Origin of the sequence: Ralstonia insidiosa (assembly GCF_008801405.1) — a bacterium.
In the GTDB taxonomy this organism is placed as follows: Bacteria; Pseudomonadota; Gammaproteobacteria; order Burkholderiales; family Burkholderiaceae; genus Ralstonia; species Ralstonia insidiosa.
The window spans coordinates 3,071,012-3,092,259 of sequence record NZ_VZPV01000001.1; the positions used below are offsets into that span (position 1 = coordinate 3,071,012).

Consider the following 21,248-nt stretch of genomic DNA (forward strand, 5'->3'; position numbering starts at 1 on the left):
GTAGTATGGCTTATCAGATCAACGTGCTGCCCAGCGGCCGCCAGTTCCAGGCCGAAGACGGCGAGACCATCCTTGCAGCAGCGCTGCGCCAGGGCATCGGCCTGCCGTACGGCTGCAAGAACGGCGCATGCGGCTCGTGCAAGGGCCACGTACGCGAAGGCTCCATCGTGCAGGGCAACCACTCGCCCAACGCGCTGTCCGCCCAGGAAGCCACGGAAGGCCGCGCGCTGTTCTGCTGCGCCACGCCTGCGACTGACGTCACCATTGAAGTGCGCGAAGTGCAAGGCGCCGGCGATGTGCCCATCAAGAAGATCCCGTGCCGCGTCGCGTCGCTGGAAAAGGCCGCGCCGGACGTCACCATCGTCAAACTGCAACTGCCTGCCACCGAGCGTATGCAATTCCTGGCCGGGCAGTACGTGGAATTCATCCTGCGCGACGGCAAGCGCCGCAGCTATTCGATCGCCAACCCGCCGCACGAAGAAGGCCCGATCGAGCTGCACATCCGCCACATGCCGGGCGGCGCGTTCACCGATTACGTGTTCGGTGCCAAGGAAGGCGCACCGGCCATGAAGGAGCGCGACATCCTGCGCTTTGAAGGCCCGCTGGGTAGCTTCTTCCTGCGTGAAGAATCGGACAAGCCGATCATCCTGCTGGCCTCGGGCACGGGTTTCGCGCCCATCAAGGCCATCGTTGAGCACGCCCAGTTCATCGGCAGCCAGCGCCCGATGACGCTGTACTGGGGCGGCCGCCGCCCGCAAGACCTGTACATGCATGCCAAGGCCGAGGAATGGGCGCGCACGATCCCGGGCTTCACGTACGTGCCGGTGGTCTCCAACGCCCTGCCCGAAGACGCCTGGACCGGCCGCACCGGCTTCGTCCACCAGGCCGTGATGGCCGACCACCCGGATCTGTCCAACCACGAGGTCTACGCCTGCGGTGCGCCGGTTGTGATCAACTCGGCCCGCGCGGACTTTGCCGCCCAGTGCCAGATGCACCCGGATGCGTTCTTTGCGGACTCGTTCACCTCGGAGGCGGACCTGCACCCGGCTGGCTGAGCTAACCGTTGCACAAATCCAAACCGGGTCGAAATTTCGTTTTGACTTGACTTGGCATCCGTCTTATTCTTGCGCCTTATGAACCAAGCCCTGCACCTCCGACGCCGCCGTACGTTGCTCCCTCCGGGAAGCCGCGCGGCTGTCTGCTGATTGCATATCGGGTTCACAGGATTCGACGATCACAAGGCCACGGGGCAACCCCCGTGGCCTTTGTCTTTTTCCAACCAGCGCTTTTCTAGTTTTTCATCTTCCTGCCGCCTTTTTCTGGAGCTTCTGCCATGGCGTTTGCTGACTACCCCGTCCAGTCCCTGATGTACATCACCAACCGGCCCGAGATCGTCTTCACCGAAGGCAAGGGCTCGTGGCTGACGGATCACAACGGCAAGCGATACCTGGACTTCGTGCAAGGCTGGGCCGTCAACTGCCTCGGCCATTCGAACGACGGCATGATCGAAGCGCTCAACGCACAGGCCAAGAAGCTGATCAACCCGAGCCCGGCCTTCTACAACGAGCCGATGGCCAAGCTGGCCGGCCTGCTGACCGCGCACAGCTGCTTCGACAAGGTGTTCTTCGCCAACAGCGGCGCCGAAGCCAACGAAGGCGCCATCAAGCTCGCGCGCAAGTGGGGCAAGAAGCATAAGAACGGCGCGTTCCAGATCATCACGTTCGACCACAGCTTCCACGGCCGCACGCTCGCCACCATGAGCGCATCGGGCAAGGCCGGCTGGGACACCATCTTCGCGCCGCAGGTGCCGGGCTTCCCGAAGGCAATCCTGAATGACATCGCGTCGGTGGAAGCGCTGATCACCGACGAGACGGTCGGCGTGATGCTGGAGCCGGTGCAGGGCGAAGGCGGCGTACTGCCGGCCACGCCGGAGTTCATGCAGCAACTGCGCGCGCTGACCAAGAAGCACAAGATCCTGCTGATCGTCGATGAAGTCCAAGCAGGCTGCGGCCGCTGCGGCACCCTCTTCGCCTACCAGCTCTCGAACATCGAGCCGGACATCATGACGCTGGGCAAGGGCATCGGCGGCGGCGTGCCGCTGTCGGCCCTGCTGTGCACGGATGAGGTGGCCAGCTTCGAAGCCGGCGACCAGGGCGGCACCTACAACGGCAACCCGCTGATGACGGCTGTCGGCTGCTCGGTGATCGAACAACTGCTGGCCCCGGGCTTCTTGGCCGGTGTAGAGGAGCGCGGCGCCTACCTGCGCAAGCAACTGCTGCAACTGTCGGAAGAATTCGGCCTGGCCGGCGAACGCGGCAACGGCCTGCTGCGCGCCCTGCTGCTCGGCAAAGACATCGGCGGACAACTGGTCGAAGCCGCACGCGAGATGAACCCGACGGGCCTACTGCTCAACGCGCCGCGCCCGAACATCCTGCGCTTCATGCCGGCGCTGAACGTGACGACCGAAGAAATCGACACGATGATCGGCATGCTGCGTACCTTGCTCAAGGCGCACGCTTAAGCTTCAACGCATCACCCGGGGCGGCGCGCAACGCGTCGCCCTCCTCCGCTGTTTCCCACCCTGAGGTTTGCCATGGCCGCAACGCATGTTGTTCCGGCCACGGGGATCGTTTTGTCTGACGATTCCGCGTGGCTCCCGCTGGACCAGATCTACGGTTTTCTCTCCCAGGAAACGCATTGGGCCCATAGCCTGCCGCGCGACGTGTTCGACCGATCGATCGCCAATTCGCTGTGCTTTGCCGCCTACTGCCTGGACGACAACGGCACGCACGGTGAGCTCGTAGGCTTCGCACGCGCCATCACCGACCGCGCGACGTTCGCCTACCTGTGCGACGTGTTCGTACTGCCCGAGTGGCGCGGCAAGGGTGTCTCGCACGCGCTGATGGATTTCCTGCGTGAGCACCCCGAACTGCAGAGCCTGCGCCGCACGGTGCTGGTCACCACGGGTGCCGACTGGCTCTATCGCAAGCATGGATTTACCGATGTGCCCGAGGGGATCGGCTTCATGCAGTTGCATCGGCCGAACATCTACAAGACGGCAGCCACCTGAAACGTAGGGCACACGCCAAAGAAAAAGCCCCGCAGTTGCGGGGCTTTCTCATGGCACTGCGAGATGCTTATTCGCCCAGGTAGGCGGCACGCACCTTCGGGTCGTCCAGCATCTGCTTGGCATCACCGCTCATGGTGATGAGACCGGAGTCCATCACGTAGCCGCGGTGTGCTGCCTGCAGTGCCAGGCGTGCGTTCTGCTCAACGAGCAGCACGGTCACGCCTTGCGACGAGATATCGCGCACAACCTCGAAGATCTTCTCCACCATGATCGGCGAGAGACCCATCGACGGCTCGTCCAGCAGCAGCAACTTCGGTTGGCTCATCAGCGCACGCGCCATGGCCAGCATCTGCTGCTCGCCGCCCGACATCGTGCCGGCCAGCTGGTTGGCTCGCTCTTTCAGGCGCGGGAAGATGCCGAACATGCGGTCGATGTCGGCCTTGATCTGCGCCTCGTCGTTGCGCGTGAAGGCACCCATCTGCAGGTTCTCGACGATGGTCATGCGCGCAAACACGCCGCGGCCTTCCGGCACCATCGCCAGGCCCTGCTTGAGCAGGTTGTAGCTCGGCACGCCCTTGATGGACTTGCCCAGATACTGCACGTCGCCGGCGGCCCAACCCTGCAGGCCGGTGATGGCCTTCATGGTGGTCGTCTTGCCGGCGCCGTTGGCACCGATCAGCGTGACCAACTCACCTTCGCGAATCTCCAGATCCACGCCCTTGACTGCCTGGATGCCGCCGTAGGCGACCTTCAGGCCGTCGATCTTCAACATTACTGGTTTCATATTCCGTTCCTCCGCATCAGTGCGCCGATGCGCCGAGGTAGGCCTCGATCACGGCCGGGTTGCTCTGCACTTCCTGCGGCAGGCCTTGCGCGATCACCTTGCCGTAGTCCAGCACGGTCAGGCGGTTGCACAGGCCCATCACCAGCTTCACGTCGTGTTCGATCAGCAGGATGGTTTTACCGTCGGAACGGATCTTGTCGAGTAGGCCACGGAGTTCCACCTTTTCCGTGGCGTTCATGCCGGCAGCCGGTTCGTCCAGGGCCAGCAGCTTGGGCTGCGTGGCCAGGGCGCGCGCGATCTCCAGACGACGCTGGTGACCATACGACAGGTTGCGCGCCGTGTAGTTGGCGTACTTGCCAATACCGACATACTCCAGCAGGTCGTGCGCCCAGTCTTCGATGGAGGCTTCTTCCTCACGTGCGGACTTCGTGCGGAACACTGCGCCGATCAGGCCGGCCTTGGTACGCACGTGGCGGCCGACCATGACGTTTTCCGCCGCAGTCATGTCGCCAAACAGGCGGATGTTCTGGAACGTACGGGCGATACCGGCCTTGGCCACTTCATGCACGGCGGTCGGCTGGTAGGGTGTACCGCCCAGCACGAACTCGCCGGCGTCGGGCGTGTACAGGCCCGTGATGACGTTGAAGAACGTGGTCTTGCCGGCACCGTTCGGGCCGATCAGACCGTAGATTTCGCCTTCGCGAATTTCCAGGCTCACGTCGGACAGCGCTTGCAGGCCGCCGAAACGCTTCTGCACTCCTCGGATCGAGAGGAGGACGTTGTTATTGCTCATGTGCGTGCCTCCATCAGATACGGGACAGTCCACCGGCCCGCTGCTTTTGCGGACGGTCTTCCTTGCGCGGCGAGGGCCACAGGCCCGACGGGCGATACAGCATCACCCCGACCATCGCCAGGCCGAACAGCAACTGACGCAGCACTTCCGCTTCCACGATCACATGGCCGAACAGCTTGTTCTGTACCGGCTCGGCCAACGCACGCAGCAACTCCTGGAAACCCACCAGCAAGATGCCGCCCAGGATCACGCCCGGGATATGGCCCATGCCGCCCAGCACCACGATCGCCAGAATGTAGATCGACTCCCACAGCACGAACGATTCCGGTGACACAAAGCCCTGGAACGACGCGAACATCGCCCCCGACACGCCACCGAACGACGCGCCCATCGCAAAGGCCAGCAGCTTGATGTTGCGGGTGTTGATGCCCATCGCTTTGGCAGCGATTTCATCTTCACGCAGCGCCACCCATGCACGACCGATACGCGAGTTCTGCAACCGCAGGCACACGATGATGATGATCGCGGCCAGGAGCACGAACAGGTAGTAGTACATGTAGACCGAGTCGAAGCGGATGCCGAAGAAGTCATGGCGCTTCGAGAAGTCGAACCCGAAGATCTTGACCGGCTCGATCAGGTTGATGCCCTTCGGACCGTTGGTGATGTTCACCGGGCGGTCGAGGTTGTTCATGAAGATCCGGATGATTTCACCAAAGCCCAGCGTCACGATGGCGAGATAGTCACCGCGCAGCTTCAGCACCGGCGTGCCCAGCAAGATGCCGAACAACGCCGCCAGCCCGGCACCCAGCGGGATCACCCACCAGACGATGAGGTGCAGCCCATTGGGAAACAGGTTGTGGATCCACTCAAACTGGTTGGACAGGTGCGGCGAACCCAGCAACGCCATCATGTAGGCACCCACCGCGTAGAACGCGATGTAGCCCAGATCGAGCAGGCCGGCAAAGCCCACCACGATGTTCAGGCCCAGGGCCAGCATGATGTACAGCAGTGCGAAGTCCAGCACGCGCACCCAGTAGTTGCCACCTGCGGCACCCACGATGAACGGCGCAAAGATCGCGAGGATCAGGAAGCCGTAGAGCGCGGCGCGCGTCTTCATCGGCGCTTTGAAGTTTTCTGTCATGGCGCTCCCCTTATGCGCGGTCCGCAACGCGTTCGCCCATGATGCCGGACGGGCGGAACAGCAGCACGCCAATCAGCACGATGAACGCGAACACATCCTGGTAGTTCGAACCGAACACACCGCCAGTCAGATCCCCAATGTAGCCGGCACCCAATGCCTCGATCAGGCCCAGCAGCATGCCGCCAACCATGGCGCCCGCCAGGTTGCCGATGCCGCCCAGCACTGCGGCGGTAAACGCCTTCAGACCGGGGATGAAGCCCATGTAGAAGTGAGCGTTGCCGTAGTTGGTCGCCATCATCACGCCTGCGACGGCTGCCAGGGCAGCGCCGATCATGAACGTGGCGGAGATCACGAAGTTCGGATTGACGCCCATCAGGCCTGCCACACGCTGGTTCTCGGCGGTAGCGCGCATGGCGCGGCCGAGCTTGGTGCGGTTGACCAGCAGGATCAGCCCGATCATCACCAGGATAGCCACCACGATGATGACGATTTCCTTGCCGGTGATGGTCGCGCCCGTAGAGCCGATGTCGATCGGGTTCGAGGGCAGCAGTTGCGGGAAGGTCAGCGGGTTACGCGACCAGATCATCATCGCCAGGGTCTGCAGCACGATCGACACGCCGATGGCGGTGATCAGCGGTGCCAGACGCGGCGCATTGCGCAGCGGCCGGTAGGCAACCCGTTCGATGGTGTACGCCACGATGGCACAGACCGGCATTGCAAACAGCAGCGCAATGACAAGCGTGAGCCAGTCAGGCAGATTGGGGAAGTACTTCTGGAGGAAGTTGATGGCAGTCAGGGCAGACATTGCACCGACCATCAGGACATCGCCGTGGGCGAAGTTGATGATGCCGAGAATACCGTAGACCATGGTGTAGCCCAGTGCGATCAGCGCGTAAATGCTGCCGAGCACCAGACCGTTCACGATCTGCTGGATAAAGATATCCATGAGAACAGCTCCTGCTATGCCTTGCTTTGTTGTAGGCGACGGGATGGCGTGCCCGCAAGGTATGCGATCAATCGGATGGGTAAGGTGAGGTTGCTGGTAAGCGGCCTGCCGACACGCCCATGGTGAGGGCCTTGTTTCACTGGCGAGGCTATAAAAAACGGCACCGCAAGGGTATGCGCGGTGCCGTTTTTAAGGGCAAATCGTAATGAGAATCGCCCTTCGATTACTGATTACATCTTCACAACGTCAAGGACGGTCTTCTTCTTGTCCTTGTAGTTGTACAGGGTGATGGAGCCTTGCTTCAGGTCACCCTTCTCGTCAAACGAGATGTTGCCGATCACGCCGTTGTAGTTGGTTGCCGGCATGGCAGCCAGGATCTTGGCCGCATCGGTCGAGTTGGCACGCTTCATCGCGTCGATGATCACGTTGACAGCGTCATACGTGAACGGTGCGTAGATCTGCACCGGCGTGTGGAAACGGTCTTGGTACTTCTTGTCGAAGTCCGCGCCCTTTTCCATCTTCGACAGCGCCAGGCCTGCTTCCGAGCAGACGATGTTGTCGATGGCGTCGCCCGCCAGTTCAGCAACCTTGTCGGTACACACGCCGTCGCCGCCAACGATCTTGGCCGTGATGCCCAGTTCCTTGGCTTGCTTGGCGAAAGGACCGCCGGTGGCATCCATACCGCCGTACATGATCACGTCCGGCTTCTTGCCCTTGATCTTGGTCAGAATGGCCTTGAAGTCGGTGGCCTTGTCGTTGGTGGCTTCACGTGCCACCACGTTCACGCCGTCGGCCTTCGCGGTCTTCTCGAACTCGTCGGCCAGGCCCTTACCGTAGGCAGTGGCATCGTCAACGATGGCCACGGTCTTCGCGCCCAGGGTCTTCGCGGCGTAGTTGGCCAGTGCCGGACCTTGCTGCGCGTCGGTCGCAACCACGCGGTAGGTCGTCTTGAAGCCTTGCTTGGTGTAGTCGGGGTTGGTCGACGACGGCGAGATCTGCACGATGCCTGCATCGCTGTAGATCTTGGACGCCGGGATCGAAACACCTGAGTTCAGGTGGCCAACGATGGCAACAACGTGCTCGTCAACCAGCTTCTGCGCCACGGCGGTGCCGGTCTTCGGGTCGCCCGCATCGTCTTCACCGACCAGTTCCAGCTTGATCTTCTTGCCGTCGATGGTCAGGCCTTCCTTGTTGGCTTCTTCAACGGCCAGGCGTGCACCGTTTTCGTTGTCTTTGCCAAGGTGAGCAATACCGCCCGTGAGCGGAGCCGCGTGACCGATCTTGACGACGGTCTCGCCGCCGCCAGCAGCAGCGGCCGGAGCCGACGTTGCTGCAGGTGCAGCAGCTTGGTCTGCGGGCTTTTCCTCGTTCTTACCGCAAGCTGCTACGAGTGCCACGGCAGCCGCAAGCGGCAGAACTTTGGCAAACTTGATTTGCATGAGTGATCTCCTAGATCTCGCAAGAGCAAGAAGAGCGTCCTGCCTCCCGGCCGCTCCCCCTGCGCCGATTGTTTCAATTTGAAACGCGCGAATTGTATCCCCTTTTTTTGCGGATGCAATACGCGTCGCAACAACGATTTTTACAGTAACTACGCCGCTTTACGGGCTTTCCCCAATGCCCAAACAGGCGTCATTTCGCGCAGGCATTCGCGAATGGCAGGCAGATATATCAAGAAGCATGCCAGAGTAGGGGAAACCCTGTACCGGCGCGGCTTGGCGGGCGATCCGCACGGCAAATCAAGGCTTTACAGGCATTGAAGCCGTTTTTGCGATGCACAAAACAAAACGGCCACTCCAGTTTGAGTGGCCGTTCGCATGTCAAAAGCGCTTTATGCACCGCATTAGGGCGCACCGCTTTTGTGCGCGCATTCCCCGCAATTAAGTGGGCATTTACATAATCGACTTCAATTGATTTGAAGTCCCCTCGGAAGAGGGAAGGACATGTTTTCTTGAATGCCCTCGAGCGGACGCACGGTGCGCGCACCCAGCACCTTGAGCCGATCGACGATCGACTGCGCGAGCTCTTCCGGTGCCGAAGCGCCCGCCGTCAGGCCCACGCGGCGCTTGCCGGCCACCCACTCGGGCTTCACCTGCTCGGGTGTATCCACCATATAGGCAGGCACGCCGAGCTTCTCGGCCAGTTCGCGCAGGCGATTCGAGTTAGAGCTGTTCGGGCTACCCACCACGATGACCACCTCCACCTGCGGCGCCATGAACTTCACAGCGTCCTGGCGGTTCTGCGTGGCATAGCAGATGTCCTGCTTCTTGGGTTCGTTCACGGCAGGAAAGCGCGACTTGATGGCGGCCACGATCTCCTGCGTCTCATCCACCGACAGCGTGGTCTGCGTGACATAGGCCAGTCGCGTCGGGTCCTTCACCGCGAGATGCGCCACGTCATCGACGGATTCAACAAGCAGCATGCCGTCGTTGGCCTGGCCCATGGTGCCCTCCACTTCGGGGTGCCCCTTGTGGCCGATCATGATGATCTCGAAGCCCTGTGAGCGCATCTTCGAAACCTCGACGTGCACCTTGGTCACCAGAGGGCAGGTCGCATCGAACACACGCAGACCGCGCGCCTCTGCCGCCTCGCGCACTGCGCGGGACACGCCATGCGCGCTGAAGATGACCGTGCCGCCCACCGGCACATCGTCCAGCTCCTGCACGAACACCGCACCCTTGTTGCGCAGATCGCTCACCACATAGGCGTTGTGCACGATCTCGTGGCGCACGTAGATGGGCGCGCCAAACAGCTGCAACGCACGCTCGACGATCTCGATGGCGCGGTCCACGCCAGCACAGAAGCCACGCGGCTGCGCGAGCAGAACCTCAGCATCGATCTGGGTGACTGGGTCGACCGGGGTGTTCATGGTGGTGCTCATTACAGAATGCCGATCAGCTGGACTTCAAACAGGATGGTCTGCCCAGCCAGCGGGTGGTTGAAATCGAACAGCGCGGAGGTCTCGCCAATCTCTTTGAGTACGCCGGCGTATTTACCACCGCTCGGCGCGTTGAATTCGACAAGGTCGCCCGGCTGGTAATCCTCTTCAAACGAGGAGTTCTCACGCAGCGTCGCCAGCGACACGCGCTGCAGCAGCTCCGGATTGCGCGGGCCGAATGCATGCTCGGGCGCCAGGCGGAACGTCGTGCGCTCGCCCTCGCGCATACCGAACAGCGCCTGCTCCAGCGTCGGTGCCAGTTGCCCCTGACCGAGCAGCAGCGTCGCAGGCTTGTCACCAAAGGTGGTAACGACGTCCGTATCGTTCTCCAGGGCGACGCGGTAGTGCAGCGTCAAATAGGAATCCGCCCCAACTACCTTGCCTGCGCCGCTTGCCGACGCCTGATTCGTCAAATCTTGCACGCTCAACCTGCTTGACCAAAAAGTAACCCGTTATTGTACGTCAGCCCTCCTCTCGGGCGCTGGCGCGGCGCCTGCTCCACACGGGCCGCGCGCGGGCAATCAACGCCCTCCCCCTAACACTATCTATATGGCAATTGTCGACTGGCCCGTCCACGAGCGGCCACGCGAAAAACTGCTCGCCCACGGTCCCGCAGCACTGTCCGATGCGGAACTGCTGGCCATCTTCCTGCGCGTGGGCATGCCCGGCAAAAGCGCCGTCGACCTGGCGCGCGAACTGCTGGCGCATTTCGGCTCGCTCGGGCGGCTGTGCCACGCCTCGCAACAGGAGTTCTCGTCGATCAACGGCATGGGGCCGGCCAAATACGCTCAATTGCATGCGTTGCTGGAAGTTGCCCGGCGTGCACTCAAAGAAGACATCACTCATGGCCAGACCTTCGATTCCCCACAAAGCGTGAAGGATTTCCTGCGACTGTCGCTCGGCCACCGCCCACACGAAGTCTTCGCCTGTCTGTTTCTGGACGTGCGGCACCGGCTGATTGCGTGGGAGGAGCTTTTCCGTGGCACGCTGACCGAGGCACGCGTCTACCCCCGCGAGATCGCCAAGCGCGCTCTGCATCACAATGCGGCAGCCGTCATCCTGGCCCACAACCACCCAACCGGCCACGCCGAACCCAGCGAATCCGACATCGTCCTGACCCGCGAGCTATGCCGCGCGCTGGCGTTGCTTGACGTGATCGTTCTGGATCACATGATCGTCGGCCGCACCACGGTCTATGGCTTTCTGGAACACGGCAAGATGTAGCGCTGACGCCGGCTCGCAGGTTGCACAACGGCAATCCACTGATCTCGTTGATTTGCCAGCCGTTTTGTGTGTATAATCCGCGTTTCGCTGAAGTCCCACCTCTACAGTGGCGCTGCGCTTGGTTTGGTCAAGGTCTGGCCAAAAGCGCCCGGTCGCAAACTGTAGCCAACGTATTTAGTTAGGAGTGCTCCATGGCACGCGTCTGTCAAGTGACCGGGAAAGCGCCGATGGTCGGCAATAACGTTTCCCACGCAAACAACAAGACCAAGCGCCGTTTTCTGCCGAACCTGCAGAACCGCCGCTTCTGGGTCGAATCCGAAAACCGCTGGGTGAGCCTGCGCGTCTCGAACGCCGGTCTGCGCCTGATCGATAAAAAAGGCATCGACGAAGTGCTCGTAGATCTGCGCGCACGCGGCGAAGTCTAATTAGGAGTTAAATCATGGCCAGCAAAGGCGGACGCGACAAGATCAAGCTGGAATCGACCGCAGGTACGGGTCATTTCTACACGACCACCAAGAACAAGCGCACCAAGCCGGAAAAGATGGAGATCATGAAGTTCGATCCCGTCGCCCGCAAGCACGTCGCTTACAAGGAAACCAAGATTAAGTAATCCTCGCGATTGCATTGTCTTGTTTCCGTCGGCATGACCGACAGCAAAAACCCGCTTCAAGGCGGGTTTTTTGTTGCCTGTCGTTTAGCGCAAGGCGCGGTGTACACTGCTTCTCTTTCCGATTGACACGCGACTGTGCTAGGGCTTGCCCCGGTCCGCAGCCGCGTCTGCCCAGCGTCTCGCGTCTCCCATGAATTTCGATGTTGCCGTTGTCGGCAGCGGCCTGGCGGGCCTGACCGTCGCCCTGCACCTCGCCGATCACCGCCGTGTGGTCGTCATCAGCAAACGCAGCCTGCCGGAAGGCGCCAGCGATTGGGCGCAGGGTGGCATTGCCGCCGTGCTCGATTCGGGCGACAGCCATGACGAGCACGTCGACGACACGCTCATCGCCGGTGCTGGCCTATGCGACGAGGCTGCCACGCGCTACATCATCGAGAACGGGCGCTCAGCCATCGAATGGTTGATCGGACACGGCGTGCCGTTCACGCGTGACGAGCAGGCTGAACTCGGCTTCCACCTCACGCGCGAAGGCGGCCACCGCCATCGACGCATCATCCACGCAGCCGATGCGACCGGCCACGCCGTGGTGACGACGCTGGTGGAAAAAGTCCGCAATCACCCGAACATCACGCTACTGGAAGACCACTTTGCGATCGACCTGATTACCGATGCAAAGCTGGGCCGACCAGGTATGCATTGCCACGGTCTGTACGTGCTCGACTGCAAGAGCGGGCGAGTCAAAACGCTTACCGCCAGCCAGACCGTGATGGCCACCGGCGGTGCGGGCAAGGTCTACCTTTATACGACGAACCCGGATACGGCCAGCGGCGACGGCATCGCCATGGCGTGGCGCGCGGGCTGCCGCGTAGCGAACATGGAGTTCATCCAGTTCCACCCGACCTGCCTCTACCACCCGTTCGCCAAATCCTTCTTGATTACCGAAGCCGTGCGTGGTGAGGGCGGCAAGCTGATCCTGCCGGATGGCACACGCTTCATGCCCGCGCACGATGAACGCGCCGAACTGGCTCCGCGCGACATCGTTGCCCGCGCCATCGACTTTGAGATGAAGAAGCGCGGCCTAGACTGTGTGTACCTCGACATCAGCCACCAGAGCCCCGAATTCCTCCAGGAACATTTCCCAACCATCCTGGCGCGCTGCCTGGAGCTGGGCATCGACATCACGCGCCAGCCGATTCCGGTGGTGCCCGCCGCGCACTACACATGCGGCGGCGTGGTGACCGATCACATTGGCCGTACAGACATCACCGGCCTGTACGCCGTGGGAGAAACGGCCTACACAGGCCTGCACGGCGCCAACCGGCTGGCGAGCAATTCGCTGCTGGAATGCATGGTGATCGGGCGCGGTGCGGCGGAAGACATCCTCGCGCAACCCCAGTCAAAGCCAACTGCCATCCAGATGCCGGCGTGGGATGAGAGCCGCGTGACGGACGCCGATGAAGAAGTCGTTGTCTCGCACAACTGGGACGAACTGCGCCGCATGATGTGGAACTACGTCGGCATCGTGCGCACGAACAAGCGGCTCGAACGCGCGCAGCATCGCATTGCACTGCTGCGCGAAGAGATTGCCGAGTACTACAAGAATTTCCGTGTGAGCCACGATCTGCTGGAACTGCGCAACCTCGTCGAGGTGGCCTCGCTGATCGTCGATGGCGCGCTGTCAAGGCACGAGAGCCGCGGCCTGCATTTCTCGCGCGACTACCCCGAGACACTACCCAAGGCACTGCCGACGGTCATGCAGCCGACCCATCGACAGATCGCCCGTAGGAACTAGTCAGACTGACTCGACGATACGCAGGGAGTAGTCGGTGGCGCGCACGTCCTTCGTGAGCGCGCCGACGGAGATGCGGTCCACGCCCGTCTCGGCAAATGCGCGGATCGTATCGATGTTCACGCCGCCGGACACCTCCAGCAGCGCCCTGCCCGCTGTCACGCGCACGGCCTCCCGCATGGCGGGCGTGTCGAAGTTATCAAGCAGCACGGACGTGGCGCCGGCCGCCAGCGCTTCATCCAGCTGCGCGAGCGTTTCCACCTCAACCTGAATCGACACCCCGGTGTTCAGTGCCTGCGCTGCACGCAGGGCCGCCGTCACGCCACCCGCCGCAGCGATGTGGTTTTCCTTGATGAGGATGCCGTCGTACAGCGCCAGGCGCTGGTTCTCGCCCCCACCGATGCGCACGGCGTACTTCTGCGCCAGGCGCAGACCGGGCATCGTCTTGCGTGTATCGAGCACGCGAGCGCGCGTACCGGCAATGACATCGGCATAGCGCGCTGTTGCGGTCGCCACGCCAGAGAGTAACTGCAGGAAATTCAGCGACGGGCGCTCGGCAGTCAGCAGCGAACGCGCCGGACCGTCGATCTCGCACACCACCGAATCGGGCGCCATGCGGTCGCCCTCCTGCTGCTGCCACGTCACGCGCAGCGACGGATCCACCGCGCGCATGCAGGCGTCAAACCAAGGCGTGCCGCACAGCACGGCGTCTTCACGCACGATCACGCGTGCGCGCGCATGGCGATCGGCAGGAACCAGCAAGCCCGTGCGATCCCCCGTACCGACGTCCTCGGCAATGGCGGCGGCCACGTTAGCGGCCAGCGCTTCACGCAGCGCCGGGCCAAAACTATCGAAAATCGCCTGTGCGGCGTTCACGTTCATCTGAGTCGCCGTCATGCCGGGCCAATTCCTTGAAAGAGCTGTGCGTTGGCCGCCAGATCACCCTGCGGTCGGACCGCGGCCTTCTCACGTGCGGAGAAATCAAGCATGCGGTCAATACAGACCACAGCCTGTTTGCCGATCACTGGATCGACGTGAATTTCGTTGCGGCCGGTTTCCAGTACCTCGGCCAGGTTCGTGAGCGCATTCATCGCCATCCACGGGCAATGCGCGCAGCTCTTGCAAGTGGCGCTATTGCCGGCGGTCGGTGCTTCGATGAAGCGCTTACCTGGCGCAGCCATGCGCATCTTGTGCAGGATGCCGTTGTCGGTCGCGACGATGAACTCTTGCGCCGACAGCGACTGTGCCGCCGCAATCAGCTGCGAGGTCGAGCCCACCACGTCCGCCTGCGCCACCACCGAGGCAGGCGATTCTGGATGCACGAGGATCTTCGCGTTCGGGTGCTCGGCGCGCAGCAAGTCCAACTCGACACTCTTGAACTCGTCATGCACCAGGCACGAGCCCTGCCACATGAGCATGTCGGCGCCAGTCTGCTGCTGGATGTAGCTGCCAAGATGGCGGTCCGGTGCCCAGAGGATCTTCTTTCCCTGCTCATGCAGGTGCTTCACGATCTTCAGGCCGATGGAGGACGTCACCATCCAGTCCGCACGCGCCTTCACGGCGGCACTGGTGTTGGCATAGACGACCACGGTGCGATCCGGATGCGCATCGCAAAATGCCGCGAACTCATCCGGCGGACAGCCCAGATCGAGCGAGCAGGTCGCATCCAGATCCGGCATCAGCACGGTCTTTTCCGGACTGAGGATCTTGGCGGTCTCGCCCATGAAGCGCACACCCGCCACCACCAGCGTCTTGGCCGAATGGTCGCGACCAAAGCGCGCCATCTCCAGCGAATCCGACACGCAACCGCCGGTTTCCTCGGCCAGGTCCTGCAGATCGGCATCCACGTAGTAATGCGCGACCAGCACAGCCTCGCGCTCCTTGAGCAGCCGTTTGATGCGGGCCTTCAGTTCATCGCGCTCCTCGCGCGACAACACAGGCGGTACCTTGGCCCAGGCATGGGCGACGCAGCTGGCGCCGGACTGCTCATCGGTGAGCATGTCCGGGCGATCGAATTCAACCGTCTTGATGTGGGCTTCCATGATGATCTCCCCGTCCGGCAGGGCGCCGCGCAGGTGGCGTGGCAATGAAACGGACGGCGTGTGAGGAGGACACGTGCCGCGATGCGCTCTCGTGGGCGATTCGTGCGGCCTTTTGAACGTGTGATTGAACGCAGTTTACCCAAAAGAAAAGCCCCGCTGCGGAGCGGGGCTTCACCTATGAAACAGGAAACTCAGGCGTAGCGACGCAGGCGCAGGGCAAATTCCTGCAGTGCGTGGATACCGCTTTCCTCGGCGCGCTTGCACCAGTCCTGCAGTTGGTGCAGCAGTTGCTCACGCGTGGCGTTCGAACGCCCCCAAAGAGCGCCCAGCTCGCGGCGCATCTCAACAAAGGTGTGCAGCGACGAGTGATCCGACACGATTTGCGAGAGCTGCTCGCGCTGCGGCGCGCCCAGCTTGGTTTCATCGCGGTGGAACCACTTGCGGGCCGGCTTCAGCGCACGGTATTCGACGTCGCGCGATTCCTTCAGCTTGGCCAGTTCCTGACGGTAAGCCGCTTTGACAGTCTTGGCGTAGCGGGCCATCACGTCGTAGCGGTTGGCGATGATGGCTTCCAGCGTGTTCTGGTCAACCGGCTTCGCATCCACAAAGCGTGCTTTAGGCGCCACCTTTTTGACCTTGGCCAGGCCAACGATCTCCAGCGCGCGGATGTAGCCCCAACCGATGTCGAACTCGTACCACTTGACCGAGAACTTGGCCGACGTGGCGTACGTGTGGTGATTGTTGTGCAGCTCTTCACCACCGATGATCAGGCCCCACGGCGACACGTTGGTCGAGGCGTCTTCGCAGTCGAAGTTGCGATAGCCCCAGTAGTGGCCCAGTCCATTGATGATGCCGGCAGCATTGATCGGGATCCACAGCATCTGCACGGCCCACACGGTCAGACCGACCGCGCCGAACATCAGCACGTCCAGGATCAGCATCAGGCCAACGCCTTGCCAGGTGAACTTGGAATACAGGTTGCGCTCGATCCAGTCGTCCGGCGTGCCGTGGCTGAACTTCTGGATTGTTTCCTGGTTCTTGGCCTCAGCGCGATACAGCTCGGCGCCTTCCAGCAGCACCTTGCGGATGCCGCGCGTTTGCGGGCTGTGCGGATCGTCTTCGGTTTCGCACTTGGCGTGGTGCTTGCGGTGGATGGCAGTCCATTCACGCGTGACCATACCGGTCGTCAACCACAGCCAGAAGCGGAAGAAGTGCGCGGGAATCGGATGCAGATCCAGCGCACGGTGCGCCATACAGCGGTGCAGGAAAATCGTGACAGCGGCGATGGTGATATGCGTCACCACCAGCGTGAAAATCAGGATTTGCCACCAAGCCCAATCCAGGGTGCCGTTGGCAAGGAAATTCAAAAAGGAGTCGATCAAAGTGTTCTCCGTGGTCAACTCGGGGTGATCAAAGCAGCCTAGGTCGAAAGCGACGTTGCTGCCTCTTGAGGCCATCCGCTGTCGCAGCGTTGCAACAGTGGGGTCGTCTTGGCGGGGAATCGGGTGTTGGCACCCGGCTTGCGCGTCACATCGGCGAGCGTTCCGTCGCCGGTCATGTGACCTCCGCCCCAGCGCAATGCAAGCGGTTTGCGGCGCTTTGCCGCAAGTAAAACACTGCGACGGTGCCGTCTGATCCTTTGTGGGAGCAGCCGGCATTTTAACCGAATACCCCCTCTATTCCATGAGGGAAAACCGTCAGTTTGACCCAAAACAAACGGACATCGTTCCTGACGGCGCTGTGCTAATCATCAAGCCGGCGCAGATGGATCAACAGATGGGGCGCCCACATCACCTGAAGCACCTTGCTGCAGCGCCAGCGGCCCCAGCACACGCACTTCGCGCTGCGGATACGGAATCTCGATCCCCGCCTCCTTGAAGCGGCGATAGATGGCGCGGTTCAAGCCGGACTGCACGCCCAGCTTGCCGTTGTGCGGGTCATTGATCCATACACCCAACTCATACTCGATGCCGCTGTCGGCAAACAAGGCCATGAAGGCGGCAGGGGCCGGTTCGGTCAGCACGCGCGGAACACCCTCGGCGCATTGCACGAGCAGCGCGAGCACCACTTCCGGATCCGCCGCATACGACGCTTGGACCCGCACCGCCACACGCACCGTGCCGCGCTCGTTATGGTTCTGCACCGCCTGCGCAACCATCAGCTCGTTCGGCACCAGCGTGTCGCCGTCGCCGTTGCGCACCACGGTGTAGCGCGTGCGGATTTGCGTGACGATGCCGGTATAGGTGCTGACCGTGATCTGATCGCCCAGCTTGAGCGAGCGCTCCAGCAGAATGATGAAGCCCGAGACGTAGTTGCTGGCGATCTTCTGCAAGCCGAAGCCCAGGCCCACACCCAGCGCGCCGCCAAACACCGACAGCACCGTCAGGTCGATCCCCACCAGCGACAGGCTCAGCAGCAGCGACACCAGCAGCAGCACCGCCTTGGCCACGCGCGAGAGCACCACCTTCAGGTTGGCGTCGATGGCCTTGGCGCGCGTGATACGGTTATCCAGCCACGAGCCGAACCACATTGCGATCAGCACGGTGAGCAGAATCCACACCACACCCATCAGCATGGCCGCGAGGCTCACCTTCTGCTTGCCGCCGATCGCGAACCGGATGCCGTCCAGATAATCGATCACGTCACCCAGCACGCCCAGCACGTAGAGCACCATGCCGATCCACATCAAGGTGGTCAGCACGCGCTGAACCAGCACCAGCATGCCGTGCAGTTCGCCATTGGCCGACAGCACGCGGCGCAGCACGTAAAACGTGAGGTACAGCATCGTCAGGCCGAACAGCGGCACCGCCGCCAGCCGGAACACGCTGATCGGCATGACCCCGACCAGCGCATAGCGCGCCCCAAGCACCAGCAGCCAGCCAATCAGCGGGAACATCGCCCGCTCCAGGCTCGACCACGCGAAGCGCAGCGCGAAGGTTTCATTCACGTGGCTGGCATGCAGGCGCCGCGCGATGGGCCGCGCCATCAGCCAGGCCGCGCCCAGCAGCAGCACAAGCACGCCCAGCTGCCAGATGAAGCGCGGGCCGCCCAGATCGGAGACGATGTCGCCGATCATGTGGCCCAGTGCGATGTGGTTCAGAGGCAGTTCGTTCATCCGAGACGTCGATTACCGGGTGCGCTCATTGGGCACCGTTATTGCGCACGATAGGGCAACGCATCGCCCACATGCTTCTGCCAGTTGGCGGCGTAGCGCTGCGCAAGGTCAGTATCGCCGCGCACGATCAGTACGTTTTCGGCGTTGCCGCGCTGCGCGGTCTGCGTGAAATTAAAGCTGCCAGTCACCAGCACCGGATGCGACCCACGCGGGTCGATCACGATGACCTTGTTGTGCGCGTTCTTGTAGCGCACCTCCAGCCACACGGGGATACCGGCGTTGGCGATTTCAGGGATGCGGCTGCCGTTCGAACGCATCATCTGCTCACGGTCGGCCAGCACACGTACATCCACGCCACGCTGATGCGCCGCCAGCAACGCCCGCGTGATCGCCTTGTTCGAGAGCAGGTAGGCCTGCACCAGTACCTGTTCGTGGGCTTGATCGATAGCGTCGGCCAGCAAGCCCTCGATGTCGTCATCCGGTGTGAAGGCCGCCTGCACCGTGCCCTTGGCGGGCTGCACCGGCGGCGTGTTGCGCGCCTGGGCGATGCTGCCCGCGCTGAAGGCCAACACGGTGGCCAACAGCAAACCCAGCCGGCGCAACATCATGCGCGGCGCTCCAGCACAGCCGCGAAGAAGCCGTCGGTTTGATGCACCTGCGGATAGAGCTCGAGGTACGGGCCCATCTCCAGCGCGATCTTCTGCGCAGCCAGCACCTCGCCAGCGGGCACGAGCACGAAGTCTTCGTGCGCGGCCAGGAACTGCTCGACCACCTGTTGGTTCTCGCGCGCCAGCACACTGCACGTCGCATAGACGAGGCGGCCACCCGGCTTCAACAGCCGCGCCGCCGAGGCAAGAATCGACTGCTGCTTGGCCGACATCTCTTCCACGGCCTGCGCAGATTGACGCCACTTCAGGTCCGGATTGCGACGCAGCGTGCCCAGCCCGCTGCACGGCGCGTCGACCAGCACGCGGTCGATCTTGCCGGCCAGGCGCTTGATCTTGGCATCGTGCTCGCTGTCGATGCGGCTCGGGTGTACGTTCGACAAGCCGCTGCGCGCCAGGCGTGGGCCCAGGTTGCTCAGGCGCTTTTCCGATACGTCGAAGGCGTACAGTCGCCCGGTCGAGCGCATCGCCGCGCCAATCGCCAGCGTCTTGCCGCCTGCGCCCGCGCAGAAGTCCACCACCATCTCGCCGCGCTTGGGCGCCAGGAGTTGGCACAGCAATTGACTGCCCTCGTCCTGCACCTCGACCGTGCCGTTGGTGAAGATGTCGAGCTTGTTCAGCGCCGGCTTGCCCGCCAGGCGGATGCCCACCGGCGACAGCGGCGCCACAACGCCCTCAATGCCAGCTTCGGCCAACGTGGCGAGCACCGCATCGCGTTCGCCCTTGAGCGTGTTGACGCGCAAGTCCAGCGGCGCCGGCGTCAGCCAGGCTTGGGCCAGCGCCTCGGTAAATTCGGCGCCGTGTTGCGCGACCAGCGCGTCGAACAGCCAATCCGGCAAATTGGCACGCACGCGCGGCGCCAGAGCAGCGCGATCGCGGAGTTCCCAGCGGTCCAGCCATTCGGCCTCAACCGGCGTCAGGAACGGGGCGATGGCCTCGCGGCCGGCGGTCTGCAGCAGACCGAGCACCACCAAGCGACGGCGCGCGGGGCCGGAGCCGCTCTCGGCAAACTGGCCGAATTCGACCTTGCGGCGCAGCACGGCAAACGCCGCCTCGGCGATGATGCCGCGCTCGCGGTGGCCGAGTTCGTGGTGCTCACGGAAGTATTGGCTGACCACCATGTCGGCCGGTGCCGCAAAGTGCAGCAAGCGGGCGAGCACCTTGTCCAGATGCTCGAAATGGCTGCCGTGCACGCCCGTGCGGGGGCGCGGAGCACTGCGTTGCTGGGGCTTGCCCTGCGGCGCGCGGTACCACCCGCCGCCGCCTGCGCCGTGACCTGAACTCTGGCGCTTGTTGCCACCGCCGCTGTTACCACCGCCGTTGCGCGAACGCTGACGATCCTGACTCATGCTGCCTCCTGGGCGTCAACGCCAATCACAAGTTGCGACGCATCCGGCGAAACCCGGACCACGCCTTGTTCGACGCGCAAGCGTCCTTCCACAAACCAGCGCACGGCACGCGGATAGATCACATGCTCCTGCGTCAGTAGCCGTCCGGCGAGCGAGTCCGGCGTGTCGCCCTGCCGCACTTCGATGGCGGCCTGCAATACGATCGGACCATGGTCCAGTTCGGCAGTCACGAAATGGACCGTCGCGCCGTGCACCTTCACGCCCATGGCCAGCGCCTGCTCATGCGTATGCAATCCCGGGAAGCACGGCAGCAAAGACGGATGAATGTTCAACATGCGCCCGGCGTAATGGTTAACGAAGCCCGGCGTCAGAATGCGCATGAAGCCCGCCAGCACCACCAGATCGGGCGAGAAGCCGTCGATGACCTGCGCCAGGGCGGTGTCAAAGCTGTTGCGGTCGGGAAAGCCCTTGTGGTCGACCACCGCGGTGGCAATGCCGTGCGAAGCGGCAAATTTGAGGCCGGCGGCATCTGGGCGGTTGGAGATCACGGCGGCAATGCGCCCGGGCCAACCCTCGGCCTGACATGCGCGAACGATGGCTTCCATATTCGAGCCACGTCCGGAAATGAGAATGACGATGTTTTTCATCGCGGCATTTTATCAAGTGCGCCGCACTCCCCCGAGAAAATCCGGTGTGATGCCTCGGATGACGCCCGGGGCGCCGCCGCCACGGCCGCGCCAGGCCCGCTTTTACCGGTAGCGTGGTATTTAGCCGACGGGCTTCAG

The 21,248-nt window shown here is 62.6% G+C and carries 21 protein-coding genes; 7 read left to right on the plus strand and 14 right to left on the minus strand.

The features are described from left to right. Positions 1-5: 5 nt before the first annotated feature. The 3 genes from F7R11_RS14575 (at position 6) to F7R11_RS14585 (ending at position 3,070) form a co-directional block, all read left to right on the plus strand. Positions 6-1,055: a CDP-6-deoxy-delta-3,4-glucoseen reductase gene (locus F7R11_RS14575; protein ID WP_064804669.1), complete on the plus strand. Its 1,050-nt coding sequence runs from the start codon at positions 6-8 to the stop codon at positions 1,053-1,055. A 278-nt stretch (positions 1,056-1,333) separates the two neighbouring features. Beyond that, positions 1,334-2,521 (plus strand): acetylornithine transaminase, encoded by a 1,188-nt coding sequence (locus F7R11_RS14580; RefSeq protein ID WP_021195698.1) that lies wholly within the window; start codon positions 1,334-1,336, stop codon positions 2,519-2,521. Between the two features lie 72 nt (positions 2,522-2,593). After that, the gene (locus F7R11_RS14585; protein ID WP_064804671.1) at positions 2,594-3,070 is read left to right on the plus strand and encodes a GNAT family N-acetyltransferase; all 477 of its coding nucleotides are present in this window, start codon (positions 2,594-2,596) and stop codon (positions 3,068-3,070) included. 67 nt (positions 3,071-3,137) lie between these two features. On the opposite strand, the gene F7R11_RS14590 is transcribed toward F7R11_RS14585, so the two are convergent. The 7 genes from F7R11_RS14590 to F7R11_RS14620 all read right to left on the minus strand — a co-directional run bounded on the left by F7R11_RS14590 (position 3,138) and on the right by F7R11_RS14620 (position 10,091). Next, positions 3,138-3,854: an ABC transporter ATP-binding protein gene (locus tag F7R11_RS14590; RefSeq protein ID WP_031329604.1), complete on the minus strand. Its 717-nt coding sequence runs from the start codon at positions 3,852-3,854 to the stop codon at positions 3,138-3,140. Between the two features lie 16 nt (positions 3,855-3,870). Next, positions 3,871-4,647, minus strand: coding sequence for an ABC transporter ATP-binding protein (locus F7R11_RS14595; protein ID WP_021195701.1), 777 nt, complete (start codon positions 4,645-4,647; stop codon positions 3,871-3,873). 13 nt (positions 4,648-4,660) lie between these two features. After that, on the minus strand, positions 4,661-5,788 hold the full coding sequence (locus tag F7R11_RS14600) for an ABC transporter permease subunit (protein WP_031329605.1): 1,128 nt from the start codon (positions 5,786-5,788) through the stop codon (positions 4,661-4,663). Between the two features lie 10 nt (positions 5,789-5,798). Then, positions 5,799-6,734 (minus strand): branched-chain amino acid ABC transporter permease, encoded by a 936-nt coding sequence (locus F7R11_RS14605; RefSeq protein WP_021195703.1) that lies wholly within the window; start codon positions 6,732-6,734, stop codon positions 5,799-5,801. A 230-nt stretch (positions 6,735-6,964) separates the two neighbouring features. Then, entirely contained in the window at positions 6,965-8,173 is a 1,209-nt protein-coding gene (locus F7R11_RS14610; protein WP_021195704.1) for a branched-chain amino acid ABC transporter substrate-binding protein, read from the minus strand. 464 nt (positions 8,174-8,637) lie between these two features. Beyond that, positions 8,638-9,612: a 4-hydroxy-3-methylbut-2-enyl diphosphate reductase gene (ispH, locus tag F7R11_RS14615; protein ID WP_064804673.1), complete on the minus strand. Its 975-nt coding sequence runs from the start codon at positions 9,610-9,612 to the stop codon at positions 8,638-8,640. Then, positions 9,612-10,091 carry an FKBP-type peptidyl-prolyl cis-trans isomerase gene (locus F7R11_RS14620; protein ID WP_064804675.1) on the minus strand — a complete coding sequence of 160 codons (480 nt, stop codon included), beginning with the start codon at positions 10,089-10,091 and terminating at the stop codon, positions 9,612-9,614. Before F7R11_RS14620 ends, ispH begins: the two co-directional genes overlap by 1 nt. Before the next feature lie 127 nt (positions 10,092-10,218). Here F7R11_RS14620 and radC point away from each other — a divergent pair, with 127 nt between their 5' ends. From radC to nadB, 4 genes are all read left to right on the plus strand, one after another. After that, complete coding sequence (gene radC, locus F7R11_RS14625; RefSeq protein ID WP_064804677.1) at positions 10,219-10,893, plus strand: RadC family protein; 675 nt, start codon at positions 10,219-10,221, stop codon at positions 10,891-10,893. Positions 10,894-11,084: 191 nt separating this feature from the next. After that, the gene (rpmB, locus tag F7R11_RS14630) at positions 11,085-11,318 is read left to right on the plus strand and encodes a 50S ribosomal protein L28 (protein ID WP_004631999.1); all 234 of its coding nucleotides are present in this window, start codon (positions 11,085-11,087) and stop codon (positions 11,316-11,318) included. A 14-nt stretch (positions 11,319-11,332) separates the two neighbouring features. Continuing rightward, positions 11,333-11,503 (plus strand): 50S ribosomal protein L33, encoded by a 171-nt coding sequence (gene rpmG / locus F7R11_RS14635; protein ID WP_003262397.1) that lies wholly within the window; start codon positions 11,333-11,335, stop codon positions 11,501-11,503. Positions 11,504-11,693: 190 nt separating this feature from the next. After that, positions 11,694-13,295: an L-aspartate oxidase gene (gene nadB, locus F7R11_RS14640; RefSeq protein ID WP_064804679.1), complete on the plus strand. Its 1,602-nt coding sequence runs from the start codon at positions 11,694-11,696 to the stop codon at positions 13,293-13,295. Here nadB and nadC read toward each other — a convergent pair whose 3' ends face one another. The 7 genes from nadC to purN form a co-directional block, all read right to left on the minus strand. Beyond that, a complete protein-coding gene (gene nadC, locus F7R11_RS14645) occupies positions 13,296-14,189 on the minus strand; it encodes a carboxylating nicotinate-nucleotide diphosphorylase (RefSeq protein ID WP_064804681.1) in 894 nt (297 codons plus the stop codon). It lies immediately after the preceding gene. Then, positions 14,186-15,334 (minus strand): quinolinate synthase NadA, encoded by a 1,149-nt coding sequence (gene nadA, locus F7R11_RS14650; protein WP_064806398.1) that lies wholly within the window; start codon positions 15,332-15,334, stop codon positions 14,186-14,188. Before nadA ends, nadC begins: the two co-directional genes overlap by 4 nt. 191 nt (positions 15,335-15,525) lie before the next feature. Next, positions 15,526-16,716 (minus strand): DesA family fatty acid desaturase, encoded by a 1,191-nt coding sequence (locus F7R11_RS14655; protein ID WP_064804685.1) that lies wholly within the window; start codon positions 16,714-16,716, stop codon positions 15,526-15,528. 368 nt (positions 16,717-17,084) lie between these two features. Beyond that, positions 17,085-18,449, minus strand: a complete 1,365-nt coding sequence (locus F7R11_RS14660; protein ID WP_064804687.1) for a mechanosensitive ion channel family protein — start codon at positions 18,447-18,449, stop codon at positions 17,085-17,087. 38 nt (positions 18,450-18,487) lie between these two features. After that, positions 18,488-19,057, minus strand: a complete 570-nt coding sequence (locus tag F7R11_RS14665) for a phospholipase D family nuclease (RefSeq protein ID WP_064804689.1) — start codon at positions 19,055-19,057, stop codon at positions 18,488-18,490. After that, positions 19,054-20,463, minus strand: coding sequence for an RsmB/NOP family class I SAM-dependent RNA methyltransferase (locus F7R11_RS14670; protein ID WP_064804691.1), 1,410 nt, complete (start codon positions 20,461-20,463; stop codon positions 19,054-19,056). Before F7R11_RS14670 ends, F7R11_RS14665 begins: the two co-directional genes overlap by 4 nt. Beyond that, positions 20,460-21,110: a phosphoribosylglycinamide formyltransferase gene (gene purN, locus F7R11_RS14675; RefSeq protein WP_064804693.1), complete on the minus strand. Its 651-nt coding sequence runs from the start codon at positions 21,108-21,110 to the stop codon at positions 20,460-20,462. Before purN ends, F7R11_RS14670 begins: the two co-directional genes overlap by 4 nt. Positions 21,111-21,248: the final 138 nt, after the last annotated feature.

Bases quoted from the DNA above. Each gene is read 5' to 3' on its own strand.
- rpmB (WP_004631999.1), top strand. From the start codon at position 11,085: ATGGCACGCGTCTGTCAAGTGACCGGGAAAGCGCCGATGGTCGGCAAT.
- F7R11_RS14590 (WP_031329604.1), bottom strand. From the start codon at position 3,854: ATGAAACCAGTAATGTTGAAGATCGACGGCCTGAAGGTCGCCTACGGC.
- F7R11_RS14610 (WP_021195704.1), bottom strand. From the start codon at position 8,173: ATGCAAATCAAGTTTGCCAAAGTTCTGCCGCTTGCGGCTGCCGTGGCA.
- F7R11_RS14595 (WP_021195701.1), bottom strand. From the start codon at position 4,647: ATGAGCAATAACAACGTCCTCCTCTCGATCCGAGGAGTGCAGAAGCGT.
- purN (WP_064804693.1), bottom strand. From the start codon at position 21,110: ATGAAAAACATCGTCATTCTCATTTCCGGACGTGGCTCGAATATGGAA.
- rpmG (WP_003262397.1), top strand. From the start codon at position 11,333: ATGGCCAGCAAAGGCGGACGCGACAAGATCAAGCTGGAATCGACCGCA.
- F7R11_RS14670 (WP_064804691.1), bottom strand. From the start codon at position 20,463: ATGAGTCAGGATCGTCAGCGTTCGCGCAACGGCGGTGGTAACAGCGGC.
- F7R11_RS14665 (WP_064804689.1), bottom strand. From the start codon at position 19,057: ATGATGTTGCGCCGGCTGGGTTTGCTGTTGGCCACCGTGTTGGCCTTC.
- ispH (WP_064804673.1), bottom strand. From the start codon at position 9,612: ATGAGCACCACCATGAACACCCCGGTCGACCCAGTCACCCAGATCGAT.
- nadA (WP_064806398.1), bottom strand. From the start codon at position 15,334: ATGGAAGCCCACATCAAGACGGTTGAATTCGATCGCCCGGACATGCTC.
- F7R11_RS14580 (WP_021195698.1), top strand. From the start codon at position 1,334: ATGGCGTTTGCTGACTACCCCGTCCAGTCCCTGATGTACATCACCAAC.
- F7R11_RS14605 (WP_021195703.1), bottom strand. From the start codon at position 6,734: ATGGATATCTTTATCCAGCAGATCGTGAACGGTCTGGTGCTCGGCAGC.
- F7R11_RS14575 (WP_064804669.1), top strand. From the start codon at position 6: ATGGCTTATCAGATCAACGTGCTGCCCAGCGGCCGCCAGTTCCAGGCC.
- radC (WP_064804677.1), top strand. From the start codon at position 10,219: ATGGCAATTGTCGACTGGCCCGTCCACGAGCGGCCACGCGAAAAACTG.
- F7R11_RS14660 (WP_064804687.1), bottom strand. From the start codon at position 18,449: ATGAACGAACTGCCTCTGAACCACATCGCACTGGGCCACATGATCGGC.
- F7R11_RS14585 (WP_064804671.1), top strand. From the start codon at position 2,594: ATGGCCGCAACGCATGTTGTTCCGGCCACGGGGATCGTTTTGTCTGAC.
- nadC (WP_064804681.1), bottom strand. From the start codon at position 14,189: ATGACGGCGACTCAGATGAACGTGAACGCCGCACAGGCGATTTTCGAT.
- F7R11_RS14600 (WP_031329605.1), bottom strand. From the start codon at position 5,788: ATGACAGAAAACTTCAAAGCGCCGATGAAGACGCGCGCCGCGCTCTAC.
- nadB (WP_064804679.1), top strand. From the start codon at position 11,694: ATGAATTTCGATGTTGCCGTTGTCGGCAGCGGCCTGGCGGGCCTGACC.